The sequence below is a fragment of the Candidatus Niyogibacteria bacterium genome (assembly GCA_016432485.1).
Lineage (GTDB): Bacteria > Patescibacteriota > Minisyncoccia > HO2-45-28 > HO2-45-28 > HO2-45-28.
The window spans coordinates 179,291-200,724 of record CP066691.1; the positions used below are offsets into that span (position 1 = coordinate 179,291).

A 21,434-nucleotide genomic window follows, 5' to 3' on the forward strand; every position below is an offset into this window, starting at 1 on the left:
TTAATTTTAAACTATTTTTAGGGGGAATTCAACGACAAAGAAAAAAGCCGACCCCTGAGATCGGCTTTCTAATCAGGAAAAATTCTAACCCTTCTCCTGAAACTTTCGGTTTTAACTTCTTTCGGCTGAAAAATCTTTTTAAGGTATTCAATTGCTTTCTTGTTTATGGCTTTTTCACCGCAGGTAAAAATATCAACCGCGACAAATTTAAATTCGGGCCAGGTGTGAATCGCGATGTGTGATTCCGCCAAAACCACGACAATAGTGATCGCGGCTCGTGAAAATGTATGGGAAATTGATTGTCTACCGTTTTCACGAAAACCCGGACCAATTCCGCTGTGAAAGGCGGCTGCGTTCTTTACTGTTGCCCCGGCTGCTTTTGCGGCAGCAACGGCATGCTTTCTGTAAGTTCCGGCTGTTTTAAATATTCTGCGACAACCAGAAAACTCCGCTAATGTCTCTTTACCAACATGAAGCACCTCTTCCTCGCTCATGACACGCCTCCTTCGGTAAAAATTCCGCAAAAAGTGCAACTGACAAAACTATAGGACAATACTGCGATAAATCAAGGTGTGGAAAACTTAAATCAGCCATTTTTGCGCTCGGAACAAAATTCGCCCAGAACATGGAGCTTTTTTCTCGCGGAATTGCGAACGGATCCTCTTTCTAAAAATACGCTGAAAGCAACTCTCGCTCCAAAAAATTCGCGGGCAAAATCAACAGCGACCTGCGGGTCAAAATCTTTACAGGTAAACAAATCAAGATACAGCGTGCCGTCCCAATAATTGCTTACATGCCCCACTATGCTGGACGTTTCTATCAGCTGCACAAAAGACGGACCGGATGTTTTGGATTTTGCGTGGCCGAAATTGTAATACTGAAAACCGCCGAAACGCTTCATGTTTATTTTTTCACAAAGACGCTCCACAAACTCTTTGCATCTTTCTTCGGCATCAGTAATATCCAAATCGCATCCTTCAATTTCCATGATGAGTTCACAACCATAAACCGTCTCAAGGCGCTTTTTTATGTAAGGAGGAAGCAGAAAGGCCGCTTGATGGATTTCAGGACTGTAATAGATTGTGTCCAGATTTCTCGCTTCAAAGCGCGATTTAATTTCTGAAAAATCCAAGTTTTGGGCCAAAGCTCCGGACTTAACCGCGATTACGAACCCGAAAAGTCCGCCCCAGTAAATTGGGATAGAAGAAATATAAAGCGACGCCTCGCCGAAAATGCTTTGGATGCACCGGAAATTTGACGGCGCTTCATCCGGCTGGAACTGCAGAGATCCGACTTGGCGCGCCACGATTCCGCCCGGCTTCAAGATACGATAAACATTTCTGATAAATCTGGCGTTAAAAAGGGGTGTGGACGGTCCTCCGGGATCGGTAGAGTCAATCAAAACAAAATCGTAATGGTTATTGGGAACATTTTTCACAAATTCGGCGCCGTCTTCGGAATGAACATGCAACCTAGAATCTTTTTCCGCGCCTCCGGTGAATTCGGACATATGCTCAAGCGTAAGTTCTCCGACACGCCTATCAATATCAACCAAATCAAGATGTTCTACTGAAAGATGTTTAAAAACTTCACGGGCGATTTCGTAGTCCCCTCCGCCTATAATCAAACCTCTTTGCGGATTCGGATGCGATATCAAAGGAACGTGAGCCAGCATTTCGCCATATGGAGCGCTAAACTCCAGCACGGACGATGTCTGGACAATGCCATCAAGAACGAGAATTTTTCCGAGACGCGCTGTGTCAAAAATCTGAAGATGCTGGAAAGGACTTTCTTCCTCCGTTAAAACTTTATTCACCTTAACCGCGTATTCGGCATTTCCGTGCAAATTTTCAATGAACCAAAGTTCGTCCCGTTTTTTTCCGTAGTTGATTAGGGGCATTTTTCTCCTCCTTACAAAAATGAAACAACCGCTTAAAAGTATAGCATGAAATGACAGCGACGCAAGAGGATTTACCCCTGAACGCGGGTTCTTTCCTTATATTTCTTTATTTCGCTTAAAATTTCGCTTTTAACTTCGTCAACGGCGGCGCGCAAACTCTCGGCTAAACTCTCGGCTCTTATCATGCTTTTTATGCCGGGTAAATCCAATTGCGCCTCACATCGCCATATTTTTCCTTTACTATGATGTTTGGTGGTGCGCCCCAGTTCAATATCAAAAAACAAGTCGGCTTTTTTATCAATCCCGGATATTAATTTTTCAATCGGCATAACCAGTTTTTTTTCCGCCAATATTTCAATTGACGACGTCAAATCAATATTTTTGGTTTTTAAATTCACGCGCATAATAATATTTTATTAAGAAAACGCCCCGATGTCCATCGGAGCGTTTTCTTCGGCCGCTAACGGCGGCGTTTCTTGGCTTTTTTGGCCTTTTTTCCTTTCTTGGCCGCCTTTCTTTTCTTTTTCTTAGCCATTTTTTTATTAAATTATTCGAAGCAACAAACATCGACCGCGTTATGTTCATTGTTTTCTAACAACTGCAGAGCGTAAAAAATTATAAAATTTTTTACATCTACTTGTGCAAAGTGCTTCTGATTTAATTATCGCAACTTAAAAAATGATTTACAATAAAAAATTTACGAAACTGTGGATAACTTTTTATTTTTTTATTTTTTCAATCCCCCTCTTCGCGTAAGATTCCATTTTTTTAATTTTTTCTTTCAAATTGTTAAGAATGTGTTCGTCATCTACGGGAGTCGGAGTTCGCCGCGCCACATCAAGTGCCTCGATATCTTCCATAATAAGACCGAATATTTTTGTTATCTCGGATTGCATAAAAACAACGCGTAAAGCCAACTTATTTTCCCTTTTTTTATAAAACCACGTACCCCCTCCGAACCCAACAATTAATACTAAAAGCAGCAATAAAGCTGTTCCTCCTTTGCCAAGCGATATGAAGCCGATTGAAATAATCGGTTTGCTTCTTACTTTAATTTCATCAGACGCAACCTCAAGACTCAAAGCGCCGCGATCGTCACGGCTTTGAGCAATTGCAACATAATCTCCGTTTTTTGGCGGAGCATCAAAAGTGCCTTCCCACCTCCCTCTTTCGTCACTACGAACTACTTTTTGCGCGGTAATTTCATATTTATCATTTCGCAACAAACGCCTCACGCTCAAAAGCACATCTAAATTAGCCGGAGCAGTGCCGTTAATTGCCAGCGGAATTTCGTCATCGGAAAAAACTTCCGAGGTTATAAAAGCAATGACCGGAGAATCAATGGGCAGAATTTCAAGCGTCAAACCGTTTTCAACTCCGTTTCCGGCCGCATCCACGGCCCTAATTACAACTTGTCTTTTGCCCGGCGCCTGCAGAGGTAACTTGAAAACTCCGTTAAATCCATCCGCGGGGATTCTTATCAGGTCTCCAACGCCTATGCGGATTTGATATTCGGCAATTCCAGAAAGAGCGTCCGTTGTTTGAAAATTTAAAGTCGGCGATGGATTATCCGTAAACAAACCCTCTAAAGAAACCGCCTCAAAACCCGCCGGCGGACGGGTATCTACCGCCAGACGATAATGGGAAACAGGTCCCCAGCCGATGTTATTGCGAAAACGAATATGAAAATAACTCACGCCGTCGCTCAGCGATTCAAATGTTTTTTCTTCAAACAAGCCCTCCGATACCGCCGTAGGCGCATAGTTGGGCTGGGTATTTAAGGCGGTACTCACGCCGGAAACATCCGGCGGCAAATCCCAGCGCGCCGTAAAAATATCCGAAATGTTATACCAGCGAGAAAGGTCGGGGTAAAGCGGAACAGATATTTCCGGTTTTGCCGGCAATCCGGCGGCAGCAGCTGGAGTCCTCGTAATTTGCCGCGGCTCTGGGACTGCTGGCCGGCTTATTTCCGGCAAAACGCTTATTAAAGCGCCACTGATTTTTGACAAAATATTCGTACCGCTGCCATCGGACGCGGTTATGGCGGCTTCAGGCAAAAGAAGCTCGGCCTGTCCGCTTCCGCGGGTTTTAAAAACAATTTTTAAAATTTGAATTGAACTTCCGGAAACTCCGTATGGCGTTCCGCCAATAAATGAAACAATGCCCTCGTTATTTGAAAAATTGGGCTCTTCAAGCCAAAAACTGAAAGCCGATCCGTCTTTTTTTAGAGAAACTACTTCTAATGTTTCTTTTGGGAAACGGATAACGGCTTGACCGGCGTTAAATCCGGCGCCCTCGCTATCTATTTTTATATCCATGATTATTTCATCCCCAACTCCCGCGTCTAAATTTGAAGGCGATGCAAAAATGGTCGCGGCCTCCGCCAAGCCGGCGAAAGAAAAAACCAATAATAACCCAAGTAACATTAAAATATGTTTATGTTTCATTTTCTTTTTATGCTACGAATAAAAATACTAAAATCCGATACGTCAATTTTACCATCATTATTAAAATCAATTTTCCCCCTAGCTTCTTCTTTCTTTTTAGAACCCCAGAGCGCGAGAAAAATACTCCAATCCCTTATATCAACAACGTTATCACTGCTTAAATCGGCGCTAACCTGCTGGAGACGGGAAACTGTAAAAGAATTAAGCGGGGAAAGATCGCTTTCTTGTTTGGTCGCCGGATTAACCTGTTTCGCGTAAATGCCGTGAGTGCCGAATTCCAATTCCCCCGTGGGGATTATAATTTTATACGAGCCATCGTCTCCCGCGTCAGCTTCAATTTTTACCTTGCCGTCAACTTCAGCGCGGACTTTGTGGCCCGGTGAAGCATAGCCCAGAATCACTAAGGATTCGCCGCGCGTGACGGCCGATTTTGCGAAACCCAAAGTCGGGGGCACAAATATTTCTTTTTTAGTTAAACTATTTGAAATCGTGTCTATATTAAAAAATTTGGTCTGGGTTTTCCGGCCTTCGCTATCTTTAATAACCAGGCCAAAACCATGCTGTCCCTGGAGCACTCCGACAAATTCTATATTAAAAACTCCGTCTTCAGTTAAAACCTTGCCTTGGCTTAAAACTTTTTCGTATCTAGTGTCTTTGTCTACGATAAAGGTGCTTCCTCCAGGGAACGCCTGCCCCGAAAAACGGATTCTTGTGGGGGGAATGGAGAATTTTGGCGTTGGCGGAAAAAATATTCCGGGACAATTTTGATAAGTATCCAAAGGCGAACCGGCATCGGTTATTCTAAAAATATAAACATCCTCAAAAACGAAACCCTCTTTGTCTTCCAAAACCCATTCGTATTCTGTTTTTTCGTTTTTAAGCATTGATCTCGAAGGTGCGGGATTGACAGAACTCAGTATAAGTCCCGACACAAAACCTGCCCCTGAAGTAATTTGCTGAGTTGTCACAGATGAATCGGTGAAATAAGGGGAGGAGCTTAAAACGAATTTGCCGCTTGATCCCGAAATCCTTTGCCATCCGCCTGAACTTGAACAACTTTCATTTTCAGATACTTTTTTAAATTCTAATTGTGGAGAAATTGTCCCGGCCGCGTTCTTAACACGAATACCAAACCTCAATCTGAACTTACTTGGATATTCCAAATGGCTTCTAGGGTTTTGTTGGGAATTTTGAAGCGTGTTTTCAACGTCCCACCCGGTTGCGCTAGTCTCTGAACCGTCGTCGTCGCGGAACCAAAAATCGCTCTGGACAAAAGAAGCGTTTTCGGCAGGGCCAAAAACTATTTGCCGCGTAGAACTCACGTCTAACCCAGTCCCTTCTGTATCGGAGAGAGACAAATTTACGGTTTCCGCGACAGAATCATTTATCGAAATAATTCCAACTCCGTTCACAATATCAATCAGCCCTCCGCCTGTGGCCGAACCGTTCGCAACCAATGTCACATCGTTTTGATAAACCGCATAAACTTGGTTGTTACTCTTTTGAGCTTGAACTGTGACCAAAACTGGAATTCCTACAGTGCTATTATCCGGATTCAAAATCACAAATTTAACCGCGCCAGTCGGCTGAGCCGCCTTCGCTAAAATAAAAGGTAAAATCAGCAAGCCCGCGATTAAAAATTTTTTAATTTTAAGCATGCGATTACTGCGCCGAAGAAGAACGTTGACCGCCAAGGTATGCCTTGACCATATCTATGACTTCCTCAATAGGATGCTGGGATTTGACGAAATAATTTTCGGCTCCGAGCGAAAGAGCTTTTTTAATATCGGCGTCTCCCCCCAGATTTGAAAGCACGATTACCGGAATCGTTTTTAGCGCGGGATCTTTTTTAATCTCCTCAAGTACTGAAAATCCGTCGCGTTTCGGCAAAAGCAAATCTAACAAGACAATGTCCGGGCGATTCGTTCTTATTCGTTCAATCGCGCTGTCGCCGTCCATAGCGACATCCGCGCTGAAATTTTCAGTTTCAAGGTTATCCTTAAGAACTCGGACCAAAAACTCTTCATCTTCAACAATCAAAACTTTGTTCATAATTATTTTTTAAATTATTAATTTCCCAATTTAGGAAGGCGTAAATAAAAAGTCGACCCTTTTCCTTTTTCGGATTTGAAATATATCGACCCTCCTATTTTTTCGGCAGAAATTTTGGCAATATAAAGGCCGAGCCCGGTGCCGTCCGGCTTCATCACTTTGGCGTTTGAGGCGCGATAAAATCTTTCAAAAATCCTGCCTTCTTCGTTTTTAGGAATACCTATTCCGCTGTCCGTTACCGAAAAAATAATCGCGTCCGGCCCATCTTTTATATCCAAAACCGCTTTTTTCCCGGCATCTGAATAATTAATCGCGTTTGAAATAAAACATTCAAGTACGGTGCTTAAAAAATCACGTGATGTTTTTATTTTTAAGCCATAAACGGAAGAGGTGTGTTTAAATTCAACCCCCTTGCTTTTTGCCGCGGGTTCAAATGAATCAGATAATTCTTTTAATAATGAATCAACATCAATTATTTCCTTTTTGATATTCTTCATGCCCTCAAGACCCAAAACATTAAGCATGTCGTAAACCAATACGATCATTTTTTCGTTTGCGCGATAAATCTCGTCAATGTACTCCTTTTGTTTCGGATTCAATTCCCCCAAAACCCCTTTTTGCAGGGTCTCTATAAGCCACTTGATTCCGGAAAGCGGAGTTCTTAATTGGTGCGACGCCAGCGTAATAAAATCCGTTCTGGTTTTTTCCAATTCTTTTTCTTTGGTGATATTTCTTTCAATGCCCACAAAAAAGATTACATTGCCTCTATCGTCCAAAACCGGAGCAATCGTGACCTCGGCAAAATAATTTTCTCCGCTTTTTCTTTGATTTTTAAGTTCGCCTTTAAATACTTTTTTATCGTATTTTATGGTTTTCCACATCTTTTCATAAAACTCCTGCGGCATTTTTTTGCCCCATAAAGACGGGCGGGCGCCAATCATTTCTTCCAGGGAATATCCGGTTGTCTTTTCCGCTGCCTTATTGGCGTACATAATAACGCCGTCACTATCGGTAATGATGATATGGTCAGACGCGTTTTCAACAGCCAATTTGTATTTTTCCATTTCGCGCATCGGTTCTTGCGCCGTTTTTCTGAATAAAAATATGAGCGTAAGCCAATAAATAAAAATTGCTAAAAAAATAAACAATCCAACAAAAAAACGAGCACGCGCCATTAACGCGTTGATTTCGTCCAAATTAAAATAGGTCTCAATTACGCCCGCTGGCGTCCGGCTTTCCATAAAAAATACCGGCACATAAATTTCCATCAGTTGGGAATAAGACCGCTCGGATTTATTTTCCGATTTAATTGGCTCCTGAATTTCACTGACCGTCTCTCCCAAAATCGCCTTATTAAATTCTTCGTTATCCGTAAATTTCTGCCCGACAATAGTCGCGTCATCTGAAAAAATAATCCTCGCGCCCCTGTCCCAAACCTTAATTCTGATTATGTTGGGTGCCTGAATATCTTGGAAAAAAAACCAAAACTTTTGTCTGACCAGTGGGGGGTCTTCTATTAAAAAGTCGTCCTCCGTTAACTCCTTGCTGGCGTGAACCCGGATCAACTGCGCGACGTAAGAACTACTTATTTCAAGCAAGTAATTTTTTAAAATGTAACTTACGCCGAAATTCAGAGCCAAAACAAGAAAAAACAGGAAAATAAACGTAAACAAAGAAAACCTGTTCGCAAGACGTCTTTTTTTAAACATATGTTTAATCGCTGTTTTTGTGGGCTTCTATCGTAACGCCCCTTTGCGGATCAATCCTTACGGCCACCAATTTTAAGCAGTGCGGACACTTCATAATAAACGAAATTCCCGCTCGGCCATTGTTTTTATTCTTAAAATCTTTAAAAACGATCCCTCTGCAATAAGGGCAGTGACCCAAGTTTTCCCCATCTTTGCTGACAAATTTGGTCATTAAAAGTAAAAAAACCCACGCAATTCAAAATATGAATTTTGTAGGCCGTAGAGCTACAAAGAATTAACTTTAATTTATATAGTTTTAAACACTTTTATTATACAATAAAATTGACTTTCCCATAACCCCCCCCCCCCTCAACTTTGAGCTGTGGATAAGTAGAACACTTTTGAAACCCGACTTCGCCAACTTTTACAGCAACTGAATTTCCGTTTCCAGAAAAACGCCGTAATGATTTTGGACTTTCTCTTTGGCTATGGTTATTAAAGTAAGCACATCTTCGGCGGTTGCGCCGCCGGTATTTATAAAATAATTCGCGTGTCTTCCGGAAATTTTTGCGCCGCCAATTTGCATACCTTTAAGGCCGAGTTGGTCAATCAGAAATGCCGCCGGAATATTTGGCTTGTCTGAAAACTGTCTTAGTTCCGAAAATCTCATACACAAGTCTGACTTGTGTATGTCTCTGCGCGACCACTCAACATTTTTAAAAATGCATCCGGCGCATTTCTGGCCAATGTCTTGAGACAATGCGCGTTTTTTCGCGTATTCGGCAATGATGCTCTGGGACTTTTTGGAATCACCCGCCCGCAATTTCAAAGTTGTCGAAAGAATAATTAAATCGGGATTATGTTTGAAAATTGAATCACGATAGCCAAACCCGCAACTTGAAACATGAAACTTGAAACATTTATTTTGATTGCTATCAAAAATATCCACTGATTCAACTACATCGCGCATCTCGAAGCCGAAACATCCGGCATTGCCCCTGACCGAACCCCCTATTGTTCCCGGAATTCCAATCGCCCATTCAAAACCCGAGAGCCCCGCCTTGACCGATTCGGCCACAACCCGCGCCATCTGCGCCCCCGCCTCCGCATAAAGCTTCGGCGCGGCAAGGCCCGCCTCCGCATAAAGCTTCGTTTGTGGACTTCCGAAGTCCATACTTATGCTGTTGGCGCGGTTTTTTATGACAAGACCATCAAATCCTTTATCTGAAACCAAAACATTTGACCCCGCGCCCAAAATAAACAAAGGTTTCGCCTTTGCGCGCGCCCACAAAACCGCCTCGGCCAGTTCTTCGGCTGAAGCGATTTCGCAAAAGTATCGAGCGGGTCCCCCGATTCCAAAAACCGTGTGTTTTGCTAATTCAACATTTTCGCGTATATCAAGCATTATTTACCGTTTTTTAGCCGCTTGATCCATTTTATTTATTCCATAACCACAACCGCGCCTGTCATTGAAGGATTCAGATGATTGTGATATTTCCAAGCTCCAACATGGTCAAAACGAAATTCGTATTTTTCTCCATTGGCTAGGCGCCGGCAAACGTCAAAAGCGCTGCCCAAACATCCGCCTTTTTGAGGATAGACGGCGTGCGTCGGATGAACGGCTGACGCCGGCCAAGCGTCTAATCCGCTTTCATTTACCCAAACAACGCTTCCGCCTTTTTTAATCTTTACTTCCAACGGCTCAAAACCATTTCCGGTTATTTTTACAACTACCGAAGCCGGACTTTCAGCAACCGGTTTAGAAGCGGTTTCCGATTTTTTGTCGGCTCTCAACTCCGGTTTTTTTACCGACTCGTTAGAACGCTTGACCACTTCTTCTAAAGATTTTTTTGCGGAGTTTGAATTGCGTAAAGAACTGTTTGCTTGTCCCAGCGCTTCTCCGAAATTCTTGGCATCAAACGCTTCCCGAGATTTCTTTAAGTGGTCTTCGGCGTTAGCTAAAAGTTCTTTAACATTTTGAGGTATTGCTTTTCCGTCGTTTTCATAGCGCGCAATTTTATCTTTAAGCTCGATTATTGATTTTTCGGCCTCAACTATCGCGCGTTTGGCTTTTTCGGCGACATCAAATCTGTCGCGCTCAATATCGCGTAAAAGTTCATCCCCCTCCCCGTTTTTTAATTCGTGGCGAGCCCTAAGTTTGATAATGGTTGAAGCGGCGTCTTTCACGCCCTCTTTAAGCTCTTTTCTGACTTCTTTCAATTCATCCCGCGATTCAACATTAACCAAGCGGTCTTCCAGGATTTTTAGTTTCGTTTCAAAACGCTCTTTCAATTCCGGCGGAATTTCTCCGGATTTTTCGGCAATTTCTTCCAAATGCTCTGATCGACGCTCAAGCTGCTTTTTGAGACGCTCAATATTATTTTCTAAAAGCTCCTTGGCCTTTTCCTGCTTTATTAAATTCTTCTCAACTTGGCGCTTCAAGACCTCTTCGGACTTATCAAGCCCTTTTCTTGAACTTTCAAGAGCACGATTCAAGGCCTCGCGCGCATGCTCCGGCGCTTTATCCAAAACGCCCTCAAGCACTGACTGCTGTTTTAAAGAAAGGTCATTAAATTTCGCGATTAAAGAATCCAAATTGCGGCCTTCTGTATCCAAACGTTCCAAATCGCCTTCGGCGGCTTCAGCCCTCACTCTGGCAAAGCCCTCCGCGCGCTCAACAACCGCGCTTTCGGCTCCCGACTCAACAACCGCCTTCAATTCCGCAAGGCGCTTTTCGGCAATTTCAACCTTCACTTCCGCTTTCCTGACGGCATTAAAAGTTAAAAGGTTTAGGCGCGTCCAATCGCCGAATCGTTCAAAAATGTGGAGTGGACTGGCGGGCGTAAGGCCGGCGTCGGGCAGAACTTCGTCTGTTTCTTGCGCAAAAACAGTCGTTGAGAAGGTTAAGACAAAACTTATAATCAAGACCTGTAAAATTATTTTCTTTGCCATTCTTTTTAAATAATTATTTTATAATTTATGAGGCCGGTACTTTAGAGGCCGGATAGGGGTTTACTCCACACTATGTCTTTATGTGAGTGCCGGCCTATCCGGCCACCAAAATACCGACTGTTCATAGTATAAAAAATACCCCGTAAAACACAACCCCGCACCAAACGGTGCGGAGTTATGCAGACATAGCATGTACTTCCGCCAAAGGCGGAAAACACTCACGCTATAAGTATAGCAAATCGCGCTCTAAAATGCAAGGACGTTACGGCCGGCTGTGGAAAACCTCAAAAAGCCTTAAATTTTATTATTAAGACCGGATTTCAAAAGATCAATACCTTCTTTAAAAGAAACTTCGGGCCGCCAGCCGAGAAGCTCGTAAGCGAGCGAAATGTCGGCAAGAGTCTGGCGCACCTCGCCGCGTCTGGGTGGAGCCATAACGCATTTGCCGGATTTCAATAATTCTTCGTTATCCGTATTTTCATTCCGGCCCAAAACCAAACTTGCAACCCCCCAAATGGAATGATTTTCGCCCGAGCCGATATTTATTATCTCGCCTCCGCCCGCTTTTGAGGATTCCGCCGCCAGTAAATTCGCTTTAACCACATCGCCAACCCAAGTGAAATCGCGCCTTTGATCACCGTCAGGCACAATAGTTAAGGGCTCGCCTCTTTGCGCCTGGTCTAAGAATATGCCTATGACCGTAGCGTACGGGCCGTCGGCAGTCGTTGTCTGACGAGGGCCGTAAACATTAAAATAGCGCAGACAAACGGTCTCAGGCCCTCCGGTGGCCTTGCCCATATCACGCATCAGCATCTCGCCCATTCTTTTGGTTGAACCGTATGGATGAAGCGACTGCGAAGTTATTTTCATTCCCTCATATAGCGCCGGCGCGTCTTGATCGCCATAAGCCGAGGAAGAGGCGGAATATACGACACGGCGCGTCTTATATTTTTTTGCGAATCTCAAAATGTTTCTTGTGCCGATTGCGTTCACCTGAAAATATCTGTCCGGATTTTCAAATGACGGCTGAATACGAGCAAGCGCGGCGCAGTGAAAAATAATTTCGGGCCTTATTTCTTGAAAAACTTTTTCCAGTTTTTCGGCATCAAAAATATCAATTTCAAAATTCGGCGCCTTAGGATTGGCGTTCTCTTTTTTTCCGGAAGACAAATCATCAACCAAAAAAACCTCATCTTTACGCGCGACGCAAGCATCAACGATATGCGAACCTATAAAACCCATGCCCCCCGTGACCAAAATTTTAGCCATATTTTATTTTCTTATATTTTTTTATAAGTTTCAAAAGCTCCCGATCATGCCGGCTGACATTATCCACGTTCAAACCCTGCGAAGCAAGAACGGCGTTATTATATTCGCGCATAGCCTCAAACAGTTTTAATCCTTTCATAAAAAGCGCCCTGCTTTTATTTTTGGGGGCCGACCTTGCGATTTCACGGCCCAAAACTATAAGAGCTTCGGTGTCTTTCGGAAAACAATAGCCGCCATACCCCCGATAATCTCCGTATGCGACGTTAAGCCATGAATCCCCGATTCTCGGGTCATTGGCCAATATGTGCCGAATATTTTCATAATTTATTTTGGCTCTAACTCCGTTTTTCCGCATAAACTCCTCAAGAGTTTGCGCAAAATCGTAAATCAAATTAGCAAAGGTAACTTTGAGCGCGCCGAAAGAGTTTGCGGCGTATTTGCCAAGCTCTGCTTCGGTCGGATTGATATCAGCCCACTTAACGGCGCGCTTATGACGAGGGGCGGTAAAAGGGGCTTCCGGCAAAAGATGCAAAATTGAAGAAGCCGCTGTTTTTGCTTTGGCGGTAGGCGCCACAATCTGGCGATCAGGATGAATCATATTTTCCCAAGAGCGGGCTTCAGTTAAAAACTCCGGACTGAAAGCCAAAGCGCAATTATATTTTTTAGCCAGACGCTCGGTGGTTCCGGGTATAACCGTGGATTTGATAACCATGACCTTTGCGGACGGCGCGTATTTTTTTACGGCCGACTCAACAATATTCGTATCGCAAGAACCATCTCTCTTCTGCGGAGTAGGTACGCAGATAAAAATAATTTCCGCTTCGTTTAAATCGTCAAAACATTTTTTGCCCGCGTCGGGGTCGTAACAAAAAAGATTTTTTCCGCGTTTAAATCCCTTTTCCTCAAAATACCTTTTAACGGCTCCGCCGACCATTCCCGCGCCGGCTATTCCGATTTTTGGATAACTGGACATAATAAAAGAATTATAAAATAAATCGGGATAAAATCCAAATTAATCCGGACTGGAAAATAACCATAAATGTGGTATGATTATATTCAAATGAATATCTACAGATTAAAATCATTCGTCCTGATAATAGGAGACTTGGCTGTTTTTTATATGAGCTTGGCCTTAACGATTGCCCTGCGCTACGGATCGGGCGGATTGGAAAAATGGTGGCTTACGCACCTTGCGCCCTTTTCGGCCTTATTCGTTTTATGGATAGTTATATTCGTAATAGCCGGACTCTATGACCCGCTGTCATTTTCAGCCAGCCGTTTTGTGCGCGAACGCGTAATTCGGACGATGCTTTTTGCGGGAGCCGTCAGTATAGCCATTTTTTATATTTACCCCCAGCCGACCATAACCCCAAAAACAAACCTGGCAATGGATCTGGTTTTATCGGCTATTTTTCTTATAATCTGGCGTGGATTTTACGGAAAAATATTGGCAAGATCAGACAAAACAAAAGTAATTTTCTTCGGCTGGTCTAACGAAACGGAGGAAATAATAAACCTTCTCTATGGCAATCCGCAATTAGGATACGAACCGATTGCGGTAATTATGCCGAGCGAATCGGAAAAACCAAAGACCATATTGCCCACATTCGTTTTTAACCAAAACCTGACAAAATTAATTTACGAAAAACGAGCGAGATTAATAGTTGCTTCCCTTGATATACATAATAATTACGACTTCATAAAAATGATTTACGAAGTCCTGCCTCTGGGAGTGGCTTATCTTAATTTTCCGCAATTTTACGAACGTATAACCGGCAAAATTCCTGTTTCAATGATTTCTGAAATGTGGTTCTTGGAAAATATGACCGAAAATGAAAAAAGAGTTTTTGAAATCTTAAAAAGGACTTTTGATGTCTTTGCCGGAGTTATGCTGGGCATTATCGCCTTGTTGATTCTGCCCTTCGCGGCAACAGCCATAAAACTGGGCGATCCCGGGCCTGTTTTTTTCCGTCAAAAAAGAGTGGGCAGGAACGGCAAAATTTTTGAATTGATTAAATTCCGTTCAAAGATACATGATGAGGCCTGGAAAAATTCCGGATGGCATAAAGAAGAAGACAAAAAAAGAACTACGCTCATTGGGAAAATAATAAGAAAAAGCTACATAGATGAACTGCCTCAGGCGCTGAATATAATAAAAGGCGAAATGTCTTTGATAGGACCTCGTCCGGAAAGACCCGAATTCGTTGAAAATTTAAAAATTCAGATCCCCCATTATATGATGCGTCTTCTGGTCCGGCCCGGCATTTCCGGATGGGCGCAAATTAAAATGAAATACGACGCTTCGGCCGCCGACGCCCTGGAAAAATTGCAGTATGATCTGTATTACATAAAAAATCGCTCATTCGGCCTGGATGTGTCAATCGCCTTAAAAACTTTATTTGCCATGATTTCACGCTCCGGAAAATGAATATACTTCAACTTGGCAATAATATTTTGCGCGGAACTTCGGAAAAAATTCCCGAAAATGAAATTGTCTCCGCCCAAACGCGGGAACTGATAAAAAAAATGTCCGAAGCGCTTCACAAAGAACCTCAAGGAATAGGATTGGCCGCGGTTCAAATCGGCGTCCCTAAATCAGTTTTTATAGTTTCAGAATATGTTTTCAACCCTTCGTCATACGCCGGCAAAGAAAGCGAAGAAGAAATAAAAAAGAGAAAAGAAACGGAAAAATACGCCGTATTCATAAATCCGCGGATAATTAAACTGTCAAAAAAGAAAGCTCTGCTTTCAGAAGGATGCCTTTCAGTTGCGGGCAAATTCGGGAGAGTTAAACGCTCAATCAACGTGACCGTTGAGGCTTATGATGAAAACGGACGCATGTTTAAACGCGGCGCCGGAGGGCTTTTAGCCCAGGTCTTGCAGCATGAATATGACCATTTAAACGGAATTTTGTTTGTGGATAAAGTTGAAAAAATAGATAAATAAATGGATTTTATTTTCTTCGGAACATCCGAATTCGCTATCCCAATTTTAGACGCCCTTAAAAATAAAGGGCGGCTTCCGAAATTGGTTGTTGCTACTCCCGACAGGCCGGCTGGCCGGGAACTTAAATTAAAATCCTCGCCGGTTAAAATGTGGGCGGAAAAAAATGGCATTCCGGTCATACAGCCGGAAAATCTCAAAAACCCCGATACTCTCCAAAAACTAACCGACACTAAGTGCCGGTTAGTTTTGGTGGCGGCTTACGGCAAAATCATACCGAAAGAAGTTTTAGATCTTCCCGAAAAAGGCTCGCTCAATGTGCACCCCTCGCTTCTTCCGCGCTACAGGGGAGCCGATCCGATACGATCGGCAATTCTTGCCGGAGACAAAAAAACCGGCGTAACCGTAATGCTGATGGATGAAAAAATGGACCACGGGCCAATTCTTACGCAGAAAGAATTGGAACACCTAATATTCAATGCCCAATATTCAATACTAAAATCCGAACTGGCGGAATTAGGAGGAAAACTTCTGGCTGAAACGCTTCCCAAATGGCTTGCGGGAGAAATTAAACCAAAAGAACAAGACCATTCAAAAGCGACTTACACCAAAAAAATTACAAAAGAAGACGGACACATAAACTGGTCTGAATCGGCAGAAATTATTGAACGAAAAATAAGGGCATTAAATCCTTGGCCCGGAACTTATTCGTTCTGGAACGACAAAAGAATTAAAATTTTGGAAGCCGAAACGCCAAAAATGTCGTGCCTGGGAGGTTCTATAAAATATGGAGAGGTTTTCAAAAAAGACAGCGGTGTCGCCGTTACTTGCAAGAACGGGGCAATTTTAGTTAAAAAACTTCAGCTTGAGGGCAAAAAATCTCAAGACGCCAAAAATTTTCTCAACGGCCATCCGGATATAATTGGCGCGATTTTAAATTGATTAAAATCCGAAGAGTTGAAGGAAAGGAGCAACAACCGCGCCTAAAATACTCGTATTAATTTTGGAGGTCGGCTCGCTTGGAGGAGGTTGCTGAAATTGTTGCTGAAGCTGCTGCTCCTGCTGTTGAAATTGTTGTTGATATTGCTGTTGATACTGTTGTTCAAACTGCTGCTGATATTGCTGTTGAGATTGCTGTTCGAATTGCTGCTGATATTGCTGTTGGTATTGCTGTTCGAATTGCTGCTGAAATTGCTCGCCAGACCCTTCCGGCGCTACGAATCCTTCAGGCGGCATCATTCCTTCAGGCGGCTTAAAGCCTTCTGGCGGCATCATCCCTTCAGGCGGCTTAAAGCCTTCTGGCGGCTGACCTCCTTCAAATCCTGGCGGAGGTCCTCCCTCAAATCCTTCTGGCGGCTGAAAACCTTCAGGGAACCCGCCATTAGGGCCGGGTCCTTCCGGTTTTGGCATAAATTGTTCAAAACACTGCCTTATATTATCTCCCGCGCTTTCACTCGGGGAAACTGCGCCGGAGCGAATGCCCTCAACATCAATAACTCCTTCCAGGCAGGATTTTACTTCCGGCGGAGCGGAATCAACCATTTCCAATATCTGCCGTTTTCCTTCCTCCATCCTCTGTAAATCCTCTTCTGAAATAAGCCCGTGCTCTTTGGCAAAACTAAAACATGTTTCTTGATTCGCGGGATTCTGGCAAAACCCTTCGCATTCTTCGCGGCCCCTGCAATTTCCCGGCCCCTTTCCGCCAGTTTTACGCGCCATTTCAACTTCTTCGGGCGCGATAAATCCCGCGGCTTCGGCAAAATCCAGACATTCATTAAAATGACTTTCTTCCGAACAATAAACGTCGCATTCTTCCTTTCCGCCGCATGCCGGCGGTTTTATGCCTTTTTTAATGGCGGCCAGCATTTTTTTGGCGTCTTCCAGTTCTCCGGGAGGAATCAAGCCGGCTTTTTCGGCAAAATTAAGGCAGGATTCCATATTTCCCGGCTGAGAACAATACGCATCGCAAGATTTTTTTCCCCGGCAGGGCGGGGGCTTTGCTCCGGCTTTAACCGCGGCCAAAACCTTCTTCGCGTCCTCCAATTCATCAGGCGGAATGAAACCGGCGGTTTCTCCGAAAATAATACATTCCTCCATATGGTCGGAACTTTCACAATAAGAATCGCACTCGTCTTTATTCTTGCATCCGCCGGGCAGCGTGAGGCCGGACGCCAGAGCTTTTTGGACTTTTCTGGCTTCTTCCAGTTCATCCGGAGGCATAAGTCCGGTTTTCTCGGCAAACGCCAGACACTCGTCAATACGGCTTACATCATTGCAATACGATTCGCAGGAATCAGCGGACGTGCATCCGCCGGGACCCTTGGCTCCGGCGGCGCTGAACTTTTTGGCTTTATCGGCTTCATCTTTAGAAATCAAATTATGCTTCTCGGCAAACGTAACACAAGCGTTTATATTTGCCGGATCATCGCAATAAGAGCGGCATTCGGTTTCATCTTTGCATCCATTTAATTCCGCGACCGGATAAACTATTTCTGTTTTTACTGTCTCGGCGCTTTTAGTCGGGGTCTCAACGCTGCTTGGAACGGTTTTTGGGGAAACTGGGGCTGGAGTCGGAGCTGGAGGCGGCGGAGCGGCATTAGTAATTCTTCCGCGACTTATGCCGTCAGAGGGCGGCAGAAGTTCAAGTTGAGTAATATCGCCTTTGCAGTCGGTAATTTCGGCAAAGAGCGCCGGCGTAAAATCATCGGGGTCGGCAAAAGAAACGTTATTATTCTCAAAAGTTTTGGGACAGCCGGCAAGTCCCGCGGAGTAAGGAAGTTTATTCGGAGCCTTTAAAGAAAAATCCTTGATGCCATCCGAATCTCTTATGGTTAAAATAAAAAGACCGACCGACGGATCTTTTTTAAGAACGACCGAAGCGTTGGGCGCGGCTTGCGCTATATAATATAAGGATACGGAAAGAAAAATGACTGACCCCAAAAAGAACCATAATTTTTTATTTAAAATTGTGTTTGATGGCATAAAATTTTATTTTTTATTCAAAAGGGTTTTTATAAATATCTTTAAAGGGATTCGCTTTGTCCACCGGATTAATCACAGGCACGTCCTTCAAAACATTGGTTTCGGTGTTTATGGACGGCAGTGTGCCGGAAACGGCAGGCGTGCTGGCTTTCGCGGGACCGAGAATTTTTTCCTTTGTTTTTTGCTTCCAGTAAATAAGTCCGGCAATCGCTACTACGATAACAATAACGAGAACTGTAATATAAAGTTGCTTGGGGGTTTTTTCCATAATTTAAGTATAGCACTTCACCCGCCTTTTTTTTATTTCAATCAGCCGGCTGTGTATAACTAAAACCCCCCGCGGCTGCGGGGGGTTTTAGTTTTTTATCTGCGGAAATCTCGTCTCGGGTGGCTTTTGCGGTAACAATCCAGGCAAAATACCGGCCGGCCCTCTTTGGGCTCAAACGGCAGCTTGGTTATTTCGGCTCCGCAATCAGAACATTTCCAGTTCCCCTCAATCATGGGCGGACGGCCGGATTGGTCGCCGTTAGAAAAACCTCCGTTGCCCCGATTTCCATTATAATTGAAATCTTGCACTTAACTTTTTTCTGGTTTACTAAATTATACGTCTCGACTAGTTCGTATATGAATAAGAGTTTACTCTCCGCGGAAACGCGTGTCAAATGAGTTCGTTACTTTACATCCAAAAGCTCTATTTCAAAAATAAGAGTTGAATTCGGAGGAATTTTTCCGCCCGCGGCTCCGGTAACACCGTATCCGAGTGAGGGCGGAATAATCAATTTTCTTTTGCCCCCAATTTTCATTCCCAAAAGTCCCTGTTCCCAGCCCTTAATCACCTGCCCAGCGCCAAGAGTAAAAGAAAAGGGAGTTTTGCGGTCGTAAGAGCTGTCAAATTTATTTCCATTTTCAAGAGTTCCGATGTAGTGCACGCTCAAAGTTTTTCCGTTTTTGGCTTCAGCGCCTTCGCCCGCTTTTATATCTTCAATTTTAAGCTCCCGCTTGGCTATGGCCGGTTCACCGCTAATAATTAAATTCAATTCGTCAAAGGATGCGGCAAAATTATTTACCAGAGACGCGAATTCTGTTCCAGCGACGGCTAATTTCGCGTTGATCGAAACAAAAGAGGGTTGTTCTGCCTCTTGGCCCGCGGCAAGCGCGTCATAATAACTTTTAGCCGTATTCAGTAACTCACGCTCAAGCGCGGCCATTTCTTTAAAACCGAGGATCAAACGGCCCAAGATATCGGCTACTTTTTCCGCCGTATCTCCGGCTTCTTTAGTTCTGACTCTGCTAGCGACAGTTTTAAATTCCTCAGTTTTCAGTTTTAATAGCTCATTTTTCTGCTCAAGCTCATCCACAATTTTTAAAGATCCGGCAACTACTTCCGAGGAACCTTTAAAATCGCGGGCATTTTCTTTATCAATAAGTCCGTTAAAACTTTGAGCAAGCCGAACCTGAAGAATATCAACCATATCAAAAACCAAATCGCCCGCTTCCCGCGATTTTTCCGGAATCTCGGACAATCCCCTGCTGTTTGAAAGATAGTAATGCGAATAATAATAAATACCGGCGAAAAGTAATATCAAGGCCGCGGCTCCCGCAAAAACTTTTAACCGATTAGCCGTTTTCATATACAAAGATGATACCATAATTTTAATTTTTAAAAAGGCCGGCAAATTTGATATAAATAAGATATGAAAATATGGCTGTGGACAATAATTCTTATCGTGATTGCGGCATTTTTTTATATGTACGGTTTGGCCCGTCTGCCATTGGAGGAAGCGGATGAAGCGACTTACGCCATAGTAGTTCGCGAAATGATTCAGAGCGGGAATTTTCTTACGATGACTTATGACGGAGCCGTGTGGACCGAAAAACCGCCGCTGCTTTTCTGGCTTATGGCCGGAAGCGCGAACCTTTTCGGCCTTAACGAATTTGCTCTTCGTTGGCCGATAGCTTTCTTCGGAATTTTAGCCGTATTTTTTACGGCAGGAATTCTTAAAACGGCGACGGGAAAAAATGAAATCGCGTTTATCGGAGCAATAACAATGATTTTATTTCCCCTTTTTCTGGCTGCCGCGCGAAATATCCGAATGGATGTTCCGGTCGTAGCTATGATGCTGGGCGCGGTGTGGTGCGTTTTTAAAAGCGCTGAAAATAAACCCTACGCCGCGGGAGTGGGCATTTTAACGGCCATAGGATTTTTATTAAAAAGCGTCGTGGCGCTCTTGGCTTTGCCGATTATATTTATTTACGGCCTTATTTACCGAGATTGGCAATGGATGAAAAATAAATACTTTTGGCTCGGCTGGGGCGCGGGCGCAATCATTGCTCTTCCTTGGCATATTTATGAAACCGTTCTTTTGGGCGGACGCTTTATTGCCGATTACCTCGGATTGCATGTTATTGAAAGGTTTAGCGACAATATTATTCAAAGCGGCATTACCGCGCCGTACATAGCAAAAGTTTTTTGGATAGCGGGACAGCCATGGAGCAGTGTTTTGATTTTAGCCCTTCTGATATTCGGCGCGACTTTTTTCGGCAAACAGAAAGAATCTTCCAAACAAATACGGCGGCTGGCTCTTTTCTCTTTTACTTCTTCGGTTTTCCTGATAGCTATTTTTATGGCGTCTCGGACAAAACTTATTACTTATTTTATTCCCGCCTATCCCTTTTTAGTTTTATTCCTGGCCTCCGTATATTGGTGGTTTTTGGAAATTTCGCAAAAAAAGTATGTATTATTTTTACGGGGCACGTTCATTTTTCTTGCCATAATTGCCTTCGGCTTAAGTTTTAGAGAAGCATTTTTGGAAAGCAAACTCTATGTCTCACGGCAAGTTTCAGACGCTAAACCGGTCGGCGTTTATCTGGCAGATGCGCCCGAGAATATTCCGGTTTTTAGTTATGAATACGCGTATGACAAAACCGTCAGATTTTATTCCGGCAAAGATATTATCAGAATAAAAGAGGACAACGGACAAACACTTGAGACGCCGTTTTATTTAATTATCCCGACGGCTTTGCTGCGAGAAAACGAATGGTTAAACCGATTCCCAAAACTTCACAGCGGAAAATATTTAACTCTGGTCCTCGTTCAGTCGTAACTTTTGTTATTTTAGACGAAAATCAGAAATTATCTAAAAACTTGACATAAAATATAAAAAATGATATCATCTTCAACGGATACAAAAAGGTTCCGAA

Annotated in this window: 19 protein-coding genes; 4 read left to right on the top strand and 15 right to left on the bottom strand. The window is 43.5% G+C overall.

The genetic code is table 11. The features are described 5' to 3' along the window. Window positions 1–68: 68 nt before the first annotated feature. From speD to HYY55_00925, 11 genes are all read right to left on the bottom strand, one after another. Complete coding sequence (gene speD, locus HYY55_00875) at window positions 69–494, bottom strand: adenosylmethionine decarboxylase (GenBank protein ID QQG46385.1); 426 nt, start codon at window positions 492–494, stop codon at window positions 69–71. A gap of 92 nt (window positions 495–586) precedes the next feature. Then, window positions 587–1,900, bottom strand: coding sequence for a polyamine aminopropyltransferase (gene speE, locus HYY55_00880; GenBank protein ID QQG46386.1), 1,314 nt, complete (start codon window positions 1,898–1,900; stop codon window positions 587–589). A 71-nt stretch (window positions 1,901–1,971) separates the two neighbouring features. Continuing rightward, a complete protein-coding gene (locus HYY55_00885; protein ID QQG46387.1) occupies window positions 1,972–2,304 on the bottom strand; it encodes an HPF/RaiA family ribosome-associated protein in 333 nt (110 codons plus the stop codon). 315 nt (window positions 2,305–2,619) lie between these two features. After that, entirely contained in the window at window positions 2,620–4,347 is a 1,728-nt protein-coding gene (locus HYY55_00890) for a hypothetical protein (GenBank protein ID QQG46388.1), read from the bottom strand. Further along, complete coding sequence (locus tag HYY55_00895; protein QQG46389.1) at window positions 4,344–6,005, bottom strand: hypothetical protein; 1,662 nt, start codon at window positions 6,003–6,005, stop codon at window positions 4,344–4,346. The genes HYY55_00890 and HYY55_00895 overlap by 4 nt, the downstream gene beginning before the upstream one ends. A 4-nt stretch (window positions 6,006–6,009) precedes the next feature. Next, on the bottom strand, window positions 6,010–6,399 hold the full coding sequence (locus HYY55_00900) for a response regulator (GenBank protein ID QQG46390.1): 390 nt from the start codon (window positions 6,397–6,399) through the stop codon (window positions 6,010–6,012). Window positions 6,400–6,416: 17 nt separating this feature from the next. After that, window positions 6,417–8,108, bottom strand: coding sequence for a PAS domain S-box protein (locus HYY55_00905; protein ID QQG46391.1), 1,692 nt, complete (start codon window positions 8,106–8,108; stop codon window positions 6,417–6,419). Between the two features lie 403 nt (window positions 8,109–8,511). Beyond that, a complete protein-coding gene (gene murB, locus HYY55_00910) occupies window positions 8,512–9,492 on the bottom strand; it encodes a UDP-N-acetylmuramate dehydrogenase (GenBank protein ID QQG46392.1) in 981 nt (326 codons plus the stop codon). A 35-nt stretch (window positions 9,493–9,527) separates the two neighbouring features. Then, window positions 9,528–11,039 (bottom strand): hypothetical protein, encoded by a 1,512-nt coding sequence (locus HYY55_00915; protein QQG46393.1) that lies wholly within the window; start codon window positions 11,037–11,039, stop codon window positions 9,528–9,530. A gap of 294 nt (window positions 11,040–11,333) precedes the next feature. After that, entirely contained in the window at window positions 11,334–12,308 is a 975-nt protein-coding gene (locus tag HYY55_00920) for an NAD-dependent epimerase/dehydratase family protein (GenBank protein QQG46394.1), read from the bottom strand. Beyond that, the gene (locus tag HYY55_00925; GenBank protein ID QQG46395.1) at window positions 12,301–13,281 is read right to left on the bottom strand and encodes a hypothetical protein; all 981 of its coding nucleotides are present in this window, start codon (window positions 13,279–13,281) and stop codon (window positions 12,301–12,303) included. The genes HYY55_00920 and HYY55_00925 overlap by 8 nt, the downstream gene beginning before the upstream one ends. A gap of 87 nt (window positions 13,282–13,368) precedes the next feature. Here HYY55_00925 and HYY55_00930 point away from each other — a divergent pair, with 87 nt between their 5' ends. From HYY55_00930 to HYY55_00940, 3 genes are read left to right on the top strand one after another with little or no spacing between them, the layout of a single operon-like run. Then, window positions 13,369–14,736, top strand: a complete 1,368-nt coding sequence (locus tag HYY55_00930) for a sugar transferase (GenBank protein QQG46396.1) — start codon at window positions 13,369–13,371, stop codon at window positions 14,734–14,736. Beyond that, window positions 14,733–15,254, top strand: a complete 522-nt coding sequence (locus HYY55_00935) for a peptide deformylase (GenBank protein QQG46397.1) — start codon at window positions 14,733–14,735, stop codon at window positions 15,252–15,254. Before HYY55_00930 ends, HYY55_00935 begins: the two co-directional genes overlap by 4 nt. Then, window positions 15,255–16,193 (top strand): methionyl-tRNA formyltransferase, encoded by a 939-nt coding sequence (locus HYY55_00940; GenBank protein QQG46398.1) that lies wholly within the window; start codon window positions 15,255–15,257, stop codon window positions 16,191–16,193. Here the strand turns inward: HYY55_00940 and HYY55_00945 are convergent, their stop codons facing one another. The 4 genes from HYY55_00945 to HYY55_00960 form a co-directional block, all read right to left on the bottom strand. Further along, window positions 16,194–18,233 (bottom strand): hypothetical protein, encoded by a 2,040-nt coding sequence (locus HYY55_00945; GenBank protein QQG46399.1) that lies wholly within the window; start codon window positions 18,231–18,233, stop codon window positions 16,194–16,196. A gap of 13 nt (window positions 18,234–18,246) precedes the next feature. Then, window positions 18,247–18,501: a hypothetical protein gene (locus HYY55_00950; GenBank protein QQG46400.1), complete on the bottom strand. Its 255-nt coding sequence runs from the start codon at window positions 18,499–18,501 to the stop codon at window positions 18,247–18,249. Between the two features lie 95 nt (window positions 18,502–18,596). Continuing rightward, window positions 18,597–18,734, bottom strand: coding sequence for a hypothetical protein (locus tag HYY55_00955; protein QQG46638.1), 138 nt, complete (start codon window positions 18,732–18,734; stop codon window positions 18,597–18,599). Window positions 18,735–18,904: 170 nt separating this feature from the next. Further along, window positions 18,905–19,441, bottom strand: a complete 537-nt coding sequence (locus HYY55_00960) for an FKBP-type peptidyl-prolyl cis-trans isomerase (GenBank protein QQG46639.1) — start codon at window positions 19,439–19,441, stop codon at window positions 18,905–18,907. A gap of 486 nt (window positions 19,442–19,927) precedes the next feature. On the opposite strand from HYY55_00960, the gene HYY55_00965 reads away from it, so the two are divergent. Next, complete coding sequence (locus HYY55_00965; protein QQG46401.1) at window positions 19,928–21,337, top strand: glycosyltransferase family 39 protein; 1,410 nt, start codon at window positions 19,928–19,930, stop codon at window positions 21,335–21,337. The last annotated feature ends 97 nt before the right edge of the window (window positions 21,338–21,434 follow it).